This window comes from Chryseobacterium sp. VD8, from assembly GCF_037149975.1.
GTDB classification, from domain to species: Bacteria; Bacteroidota; Bacteroidia; order Flavobacteriales; family Weeksellaceae; genus Chryseobacterium; species Chryseobacterium indicum.
On record NZ_JBBCQL010000386.1, the window covers coordinates 1 to 2,121 of the forward strand.

General features: G+C 31.5%; 3 protein-coding genes. All 3 read right to left on the reverse strand.

Going from position 1 to position 2,121, the window contains the following annotated elements:
- Window positions 1-851, reverse strand: an 851-nt coding sequence (locus tag WFK35_RS22410) for an AAA family ATPase (protein ID WP_336734820.1), incomplete at its 3' end; no start/stop codon positions are given.
- Window positions 844-1,419, reverse strand: a complete 576-nt coding sequence (locus WFK35_RS22415; protein ID WP_336734822.1) for a hypothetical protein — start codon at window positions 1,417-1,419, stop codon at window positions 844-846. The genes WFK35_RS22415 and WFK35_RS22410, both read right to left, overlap by 8 nt.
- Window positions 1,420-1,590: 171 nt before the next feature.
- Window positions 1,591-2,025, reverse strand: a complete 435-nt coding sequence (locus WFK35_RS22420) for an AAA-like domain-containing protein (protein WP_336734825.1) — start codon at window positions 2,023-2,025, stop codon at window positions 1,591-1,593.
- Between the last annotated feature and the right edge of the window lie 96 nt (window positions 2,026-2,121).

A 2,121-nucleotide genomic window follows, 5' to 3' on the forward strand; every position in this document is an offset into this window, starting at 1 on the left:
TAGTCGTAACCATAAGTCTGAGAATTCTGCAATACAATCTGGATGAAAAACTGTAATGTTCTGGGTAAACCGTCTGTAAGTATTCTTACGTTTTCCAGTTTTCCGGGATTGTTTTTTATAAATAGTTTCAACTCCGGAATATCCAAAGAATCTGCCCAATGATTAAGAAGCAGCAACATTTCTTCTCTGCTTAAAGCTTCTAATCTGTGCTTTCTGAAAAATTCGTAAAACGGCATATCGTATTTCCAAAAATGTTCGTCCATTCTTGTGCTTCCGGCAATTATTTCTACATCATTATAATTGATAAGCGTTTCACGCAGAAGATTTCCGTCATCTGTAAAATTTTCTACAATCCGGTCGAAATTATCCAATAAAAGCACAATTCTTTTTTTGTTTTTTATACAAGTGTGATGGATAACGTCGTACAAGTGTCTTGTATAATCCTGTACTTCATCAAAATCTTCGTAATTTTTTTTGTTTTCTATTACTGAAAAATGATGTTCCAGCTCCTCAATAACCTGTTCCCATAAATCGAATAAACGATAAATTCCCGCCTGTTCTTCAGCAAGGTTAATGGGAATGTATTTTTTATTTAATTTTTTATTTTCGGTAATTTCTATTTCAATTCTTTTAAGCAAGGTAGATTTTCCGCTGCCTCTTCTTCCGAGAATAAGCTCATGCTGAAGAGGATCTTTGCTGTCTCTATTCAGTAAAGCGTTGGTAATGATTGTATACTCGGCTTCCCGGATAATGAAATTCCGTTTGATGGATTCAAAATCGCTGTTGGCAGATTGGTAAAGATTTAGCTGATCTATAAACCAATTGCTTGTTTTATTGTTTGGATTAAGCATTGTGTATAGGATTATTTCGTTTCCAGTATTCTTTTAAAAAAGGAGATATAAACGTATAGCTTTGGCTGCTCTCCATGATATATCCGTCCTGTTCCAGATCTTTTATAAAATCCATATAATCTGTTTCTTTGTTATGTTTTACAGCAATATCATAAATGTTTTGTATGCTTATTTGGTCTTTATGCGAGATTTGTGTCAGGATTTCGTTGATGAACGAGAAATCTTCTTTTGGCAAATAATCGGTAAGTCTCTTTTTCCAATCCGAAAAATTATCATTGTTTTTGATGATTGCATTAAATGCTTCATCAATATGCTCTATTGTAATTTTAGGATCGTTTCTCTTAATGGCAGCTTTGTCAATTTCATCTAGCATCAAATTGATAAAATAAGGAACAAAATATTGTATTTTGTTTTTGATATGTAGTATTTTGTCTTCATCGTATTGTACGGAAGCGTTTTTGGTTACCGTTGAAATGTAATCTGATACTTCGCTTTCATCCAGAGGCTGATAGGTAATTTTGTATAAATCATTAATATCCGAACTTCTGCCTGCAATAGTTTTTACCACATAATGAATTCCTATAGAACCCGCTAAAACAAACTGTATTTTTCTGAACCCGTCTTCTTGTCTCCAGTGTCTGAGATTTTTAAGAATATTAAGAGCTGTTTCTTTTTGATCTTTTAAATAAAGGTTATGTAAAACTTCGGGTAATTCATCTATAAGAAGTATAATATTTTCTCAATCCTGATCAAGCTGTGGAATTAGGCTGTTAATTTCTCCTAAATAATCAATGTCTTTGGTTTCTATTTTAATTCCCGAAGTGGTTATTTCGGAAATTCTCATCTTGGTAAAATAATTTTGAATTAAAGTTTTACTTTTTTTGAATTTGCTTAAACAAAAAATGATTAATTCATAAATGGTTTTATAAAATCTTTTTTCATCATCAATGCCTTGTACATTTCTAAAAATAAGTTTATAGCTTTCTTTAGGGTTTTCCGTCATATACTTCATTACAGATGTTTTACCAACTCTTCTGGGTGCTGCAATAAGTACGTTGTTGCCTTTTTCAATTTCTTTCCAGACTTCGTTTTCAAAGACTTTTCTTCTGTAATAAAATTTTCCTGTAGCTTCTTTGCCGATAATAATATCAGGTGATTTCCAATTTGTTTTCATTTTAACAGTGTTTTTATTGTCTTAATCTTCTGACAGTAAAAATACTGTTAAATTTTCTGACAGCAAAATTTCTGTTAAGTTTTTTATTTCGTTTTC